The organism is Xanthomonas maliensis, assembly GCF_009192945.1.
Classification (GTDB): Bacteria; Pseudomonadota; Gammaproteobacteria; order Xanthomonadales; family Xanthomonadaceae; genus Xanthomonas; species Xanthomonas maliensis.
Window position 1 is genome coordinate 1 of record NZ_NSET01000099.1, and the last position, 6961, is coordinate 6961.

At 60.1% G+C, this 6961-nt stretch carries 2 protein-coding genes and 2 pseudogenes; all 4 read left to right on the forward strand.

All coding sequences use genetic code 11. From position 1 onward, the window contains the following. Positions 1-428 (forward strand): annotated as a pseudogene (locus CKY51_RS21710) (beta strand repeat-containing protein); the annotation flags it as partial. 29 nt (positions 429-457) lie between these two features. Then, positions 458-5725, forward strand: a complete 5268-nt coding sequence (locus CKY51_RS21715) for an RHS repeat-associated core domain-containing protein (protein ID WP_244952565.1) — start codon at positions 458-460, stop codon at positions 5723-5725. Continuing rightward, positions 5722-6015 carry a hypothetical protein gene (locus CKY51_RS21720; protein WP_170292364.1) on the forward strand — a complete coding sequence of 98 codons (294 nt, stop codon included), beginning with the start codon at positions 5722-5724 and terminating at the stop codon, positions 6013-6015. The genes CKY51_RS21715 and CKY51_RS21720 overlap by 4 nt, the downstream gene beginning before the upstream one ends. Before the next feature lie 156 nt (positions 6016-6171). Then, a pseudogene (locus tag CKY51_RS21725) lies at positions 6172-6961 on the forward strand (IS3 family transposase); the annotation flags it as partial.

The window sequence follows — 6961 nt, forward strand, 5'->3', positions numbered from 1 at the left end:
GTCAGGTCAACCTGCCCAACACCGTGGCTGGGACCTACAGCGTCATTGTCACTTCGCCTTACGACGGTGATCACACGATGAGCTTCAAGAGCACGCTCTCCAGTGACGTCACCGGAACCCTGACGGCAGACGCCGCACAGACCTTGACCTTGGGACGGCGTGGCCAGAATGGGCGGCTGAGCTTTGCCGGCACGGCCGGCCAAACCTTGGCATTGCAAGTTGCCGGGCAGGCAACGTTCCCGGCAGGCCGCCAGGCCTATTACACGGTGTATGCGCCAGACGGCACGATGTTGGCATCAACCGGCACTACGTCAGCGGCGACGCTGTCCCTGTCGAACTTGCCGACGACCGGCACCTATACGGTGTTCGTTGACCCGTTGTACGGCGAGACGTCCAGTGCGCAGTTGACGCTTGCCTCATCGAATTGATTGCATCAGGCGATTCCAAGGATGCCGTAATGGAAGCTGGCAATAACACATTGAAGCGCTGGTTGTGGAGTACGGGCCTTGGAATGCTGGCGGCGTTGTCCAGTTCGGGGACGCCCGGTTGGGCCCAATCGCCACTGCCTCCCCCAGCCGGCACGGTCGCGCATGTTGCGACGCTGACGGGAATGTCTCAGCGCATACCGCTTGAGGTCAATCAAATCTTGCGCCTGGAAGCATCGGGCAAGCTCGTATCGTTGATGACGCAGGAACAACGACAGCTGCGTACTTGGACGCTGCCCGAGCAGCGCCTTGGCGCCAGTCTGACACGGCTGTCCGATGGCAATGTTCTGGTCTGGGGTGGGGTGAATGCACAGGGTGTCCTGCAAAAAGGCGGGTACCTGATCGATCCCGCCCAAGACCAGCTGCAGGCAACCAGCATGGCCGGTTTGATGCCGCGTGCGCAGCATACAGCGACGGTCCTCAGCGATGGTCGCTTGCTGGTGGCCGGCGGGATCGGCCACCCGGATCAAGCACAGCTTTGGGATCCCGAGACGCAAGATGTCGTGACACTGACTATGCCGGCTCGGAGCGGTCACCTCGCGACGTTGCAAGCCGATGGCCAGGTCCGTCTATCTGGCGGGACTGCATCCACCGACGCTGCACGTCGCGATCTGTTGTTCGACCCCGCGACGCAAACGTTCAAATCGGCACTGGCTGGATGGGCGGCGCCTGGCGAGACCGTGTTGGCCGCAACCTTACCGGTAGCCAAGGACACACACGTCGATCCATCGACACGCATCGCACTGCGTTTCTCGCGGCCGCTACGTGTGGCCGAGGTCGGGGACGCCACGGTGGCGTTGATGGGGCCTGGTGGATCGGTGGAGACACATGTATCCACGGCCGAGGGCGGGCGATTGGTCTTTATACGGCCTACCGCGCTGATGTTCCCTGGAACGGATTACACCCTGCTGGTACAAGGACTTCACGATCTTGACGGTAAGTCAGTTCCATTGGCAGTGGTCGAGTTCAAGACGATGTCGATCCAGGTCGACGCTGGTCCGGAAAAGCCAGCGGCCGAAAGTCCTCTCTCCGACTCGGCTGCAGCTCGCAAGAAGGCCATGCTTGGGTGCGGTACCGACCATCCATTTTTGTGCAACAAAACGTCGTCCCTGACCGAAGGCATCTGGCGGCCGGGGCAGGACAATACCGATTCCCGCTGGCGCGTCCGTGGAGCACAACCCGGCCCCCTGCCGATCAATGCGATCGAGGCGGCCGCGATGGCCGTTGGGCACACCAGTGTCAGTGGACAGGTGCTACTGGTGAACAGTCGGCCACTGGCAGGCGTGGAAGTCAGTGTCGGAGCGAGCAAGACGCGTACGGATCCGGCCGGGCGATTCGTGCTCACCGGCCTCGCGCAAGGCCATCAGGAACTCTATGTCGATGGCAGCGCGGCCAATATTGCAGGACGTGAGTACGGACAATTCGTCGTCGGCGTTGACATCAAGGCAGGCCAGCTCACGCGCTTGCCTTACACCATGTACATGCCGCAGATCAGTGCGCGGGACAAGACGACGATCGCGTCGCCGTTGATACATGATGTGGTCGTGACGCACCCCGACATTCCGGGACTACAGATTCATATCCCGGCCGGCACCGTGATCCGCGATCGCAAGGGAAACCTGGTGCATGAACTGGCGATCGTGCCGACGCCGGTCAATCGCGCTCCGTTCCCGTTGCCGGCCAACTATCCGATGTACTTCACCTTGGAACCCGGCGGTGCATTGATCCAGGGCTTGACGCCGCAAGCCGGGCAGGGTGTCCAGGTCCTGTATCCGAACTACGACAAGTTACCGACCGGAACCCAGGCAAATTTCTGGATCTATGAGCCGGCTGAAGGCTGGCGGGTCTACGGCAAGGGACGGGTCACGTCCGATGGCACCCGCATCGCGCCGCAAGCCGGTGTCGGTCTGTATCAGGCCATGGGAGCGAGTTACAGCATCGATACCAAGACGCCACCGCCTGAAACGAACAAGCCCCCGGTTGCCGACGGCTGCGGGTGCGAAGCCGGAGGGGCGGGCGCGACTGCAGGCGATCCCATCGACCTGCGGACGGGGGAGTTTTCCTACGACGAGACCGATGTCATCGTCCGTGGGCTCGTCCCGATCTCGGTCGCTCGTTTCTACCGGCCAAGAGATACCATGAATCGGGAATTCGGTATCGGCACCGCCGCCAGCTTCCACTACACGCTTTACTCCCCCACTGGCGACTACAATCAGCTGCAGTTGGTGCTGCCCGGTGGCGTGCCGATACCGTTCGACCGCGTCTCGGGAAGTGGGCTTGCCGGGCGCTGGGCTCAGTCGGGTTCGGTCTCCGGCTACGCAGGCGCGACCATCGAGCAAGGCACGCCAGCCGGGCATGGTTACCTGCTGTCCTTGCGCGATGGCAGCACCATGTACGTCAACCAATATTCGCCCAATCGGCTGGAATGGACCATCGATCGCTTCGGCAATCGCGTGGACTACGTCTACGACGCTGGCTTGATGTCGCGCATCGTGTCGGCCAATGGTCGTTACCTGGCAATCACTTACGACAGCAACAACCGGATCGACACGATCCAGGATCCACTCGGCAGCACGTGGTCCTATGCCTATAACTCCGACGGATATCTCAGCAGCGTTACCCGTCCTGATGGAAGCACCCGCAGCTTCACCTACAAGGTGCGCGGGCAAACATTGCAGGTTCCCGCCCAAGTTCGCCTGCAGGGGATTTTCGATGGCAAGAACCAACGCGTGCTGTGGAATGAATTCGAGAAGGACTTCTCGACCTGGACCGGCCGCGTGGTGCAACAGACCCAGGCCGACGGAGGCGTCACGACGATCGACTATGCGAATGTGGACAGCGCCAACACCATTGGTGTGTTGGTGACCAAACCGGATGGCAGCGCACGACGGGTCACCTTCGATGCCAGCAGTTATCCCAAGACCGACACGCTGGCTTACGGCACCGACTTGGCCCAGACGACCACCTACGAGCGCAGTGCCACCGGGCAGATCACCGCACGTATCGATGCGCTCGGGCGGCGGACCGAATATCGCTACGACGGCGCTGGCCGACGGATTCAGATCCAAGCGATGGCAGGGACTGCACAGGCGCGCACGACCACGTTCTCGTACACGGCCGATGGCGATCTTGCCACCATCGTCGATCCGCTGAACCGGACCACCAGCTTCAGTTACACGCAGCGCTGCCTGACCTCGGTGACCAATCCCTTGGGCAAAGTGAGTACGGCGACCTGTAACGCGGCGGGTCAGCGCCTGAGCCTGACCGACCCGCTTGGCGACACGACCACCTTTCACTGGAGCGGCGAGGATCTGACGCAGGTGACCGACGCACTGGGCCGCAGTCTGAGCTTTCGCTACGACGCGCTGGGCCGGATGATTGCTTCCGAAGATGGGCAAGGCAATCTGTCGCGCCGGGAGTACGACGCACTGGGACGCTTGGTGAAATCGGTCGACCCGCTAGGCAACACGGTGGAGACCGCCTTCGATGCCAATGGGAATGTCACTGCGATCCTGCTACCGCATGGCAACGGCGTGACCTATACCTATGACGTTCGCGATCGACGCGTGTCGCGCACCGACGCCCTGAACCAGGTGGAACGCTGGACCTACGACACCATGGACCGCCCGGTGAGCTACACCGACCGGCGTAATCGCGTGACCAGCTACAGTTACGATGCCTTGGGCCGCCGTATCACTACGACGCTGCCGGGCATGGGCGGCACGTTGACCGCCAGCTACGATGCCGGCAACCGGATGGTGGCATTGGCCGACAGCGTGTCCGGGACGCTGAGCTGGACCTATGATGCATTCGACGAGGTGACCCAGGCCAACGGCCCGCAAGGCGTGGTCGGCTATAGCTATGACGCGGCCGGTCGGCGCACTGGGATGCAGGCGGACACGCAAGCCCCGGTCTCCTACGCCTACGACGATGCCAATCATCTGACCGGCATCAGTCAAGGGAGCGAAGCGGTGAGCTTTGCCTACGACGATGCCGATCGCCTGATCACACAGACCCTGCCCAATCAAGTGCAGACCGTCTACACCTACAACACCGCCAACCAGATGACCGGCTTGGCATGGGGCAAGCCAGGCCAGGCCGCGCTTGGCAGCCTGGGCTACGGCTACGACGACATCGGCCGTCTGGTCGCGCAGACCGGTACCCAGGCACCGCAAGCGCTGCCGCCGGCCAGCAGCGGCAATGCGTTCGACGACAATAATCGGCAGACCCAAGCGGGTAACGTTGCCTTGACCTACGACGCCAACGGCAACCTGCTCACGGATGGCAGCCGCACCTATGTCTGGGACGACCGCGACCGACTGAGCCAGATTCAGCAGGATGGCACGACGATCGCCAGTTTCAGTTACGACGCCTTGGGCCGGCGCATCTCCCGTACCGAGGCCGGCACGACCACCAGGTATCTCTACGATGGCCAGAACGTGGTGCAAGAAACGCAAGGCGGCACGGTCAACCCCATCCTCACCGGCCTGGGCATCGATCAACGCTACGCCCGCAACGACACCGGGGGGCGGACGTACTTCCTGACGGATATGTTGGGGAGTACGCGGGTCCTCACGGATGCAGACGGCGGCGCCGTGCAGCGGTATGAGTACGATCCATATGGAGCAACGAGTCAGAGCAGCACGGCGTATACCAATCCGTACCAATACACGGGGCGGGAGCGGGATCAGAATGGGGTGTATTACTACCGGGCGAGGTATTACAGGCCGGAGTGGGGGCGATTTATCAGTGAGGATCCCCTCGGACTTGCTGGAGGATTAAATACATATACTTATGTTCGGGGTAATCCAACTTTTTATTCTGATCCTTCTGGGCTTTGGACTTTCCAAATTGGATTCTCAGGGGCTTATTCGTTAACGGTTCTCGGTGTTGGCATTGCGGGAGTTGTAGGAGTTGGTGCAGCAATTGACGGCCACGGCAACCTTGTTCCTTATCTATACAAGGGCGGTGGTGGAGCTATCGGTACGCCGGGTGCGGACGCAGGTGTTCACTTGGAGGGTTCAGATGCTGACTCAGTTTGTGATCTTGCAGGAGCATTTAACAATGTGAGCTTGAGTGGAGCGGTCGGAGAAGGAGGGGCGATAGATGGTTTTTGGGGTGAGGGTTCGCAGGGTCAGGAAGTTCATGGTGGAGGAGTCACTGTTGGAGGCGGATTGGGGGCATCTGGTTTTTCCGGGCTGACAGATACAACTTTAGGAACAATTGGGCATCTGTGGTGACTATGAAAATTATTATTTTTTTAGTAAAAATTTTTTTCGGGTTAGGTGGAATTTTATTATTTTACCATAAATTAAGTTTATTTATAATTTATTCTAATTCCGGGGCAAAGGTTGCGACATTGGCCAATAATGTATTGGTTAACAACCATGGTTTTTACACCTATATTACCAAGGATCAAGCTGATCAGCTTGATCGTTTAACCATTTGGTCGTGCATTATGTTTGGTGTTGCCGTTATTATGGACATCGTTCAACGATGCGCATTGAAAAAATCTAAGAAAGAAAAGTAATTGGTCGCCTCGGTAATCCCACCATTTTTAGCAGTCGCCAAAAGTGGAGCTAAGCAGCCAATGCAAGCTTCTGCATCGGCGTGATGCCTCCGAGGGGTTCACCCCCGTTTTCACGGACACTTACAAGAAGGCCGATCCAGGCCATGAGGAGTGTTCATGTCAAAGCGTAGGAAGTTTACTGCCGAGTTCAAGCGTGGCGCGGTTGAGCAGGCCAGCCAGCCTGGCGTCAGCTGTGCCCAGGTGGCCCGGGAGCTGGGGATTCGCGACACCCTGCTGACCCGCTGGAAGCGCGAGGCGCAGACCCCGGGGACGGCCGCATTCGGCGGCAGTGGCACGCCTCGGGACGAGGAGCTGGCTCGACTCAAGCGCGAGTTGGCGCGGGTGAAGAAGGAACGGGATTTTTTGCGAGAAGCGGCGACGTTCTTCGCAAAGGGATCACCCTGAGGTATCAGGTGATCGAACGTTGCCGCGATGAGTTTCCGATTCGGCTGATGTGCCGGTGCCTGAAGGTATCAGCCAGCGGCTACTACGAGTGGAGTAAGCGTCCTGCGAGCGCCCGGCAGCTCGACAATGAGCGCCTGGTCGTACGGATGCGCGAACTACACGAAGACAGCCGCGGTACGTTGGGGGCTGGCCGCATGCGCGAAGACCTGGCTGAGGAGGGCGAGACCGCCAGCCTGAACCGAGTGGCGCGCCTGATGACGGCCGACGGCCTGCAGGGCTGGCCCCGGCGCAAGCGTCGCGGGCAGCGTGCAGGTCCGGCCGTGACGCCGCAGGGCGTGGTCAACCTGCTTGAACGTGATTTTCTCGCGCTGGAGCCGGAAACCAAGTGGGTGACCGACATCACCGAGATCAAGACCCAGCAAGGCAAGCTGTATCTGTGCATCGTCTTGGATCTGTACGACCAGCGCATTGTTGGCTGGTCAATCGTAAGCTCCCCCGTCAA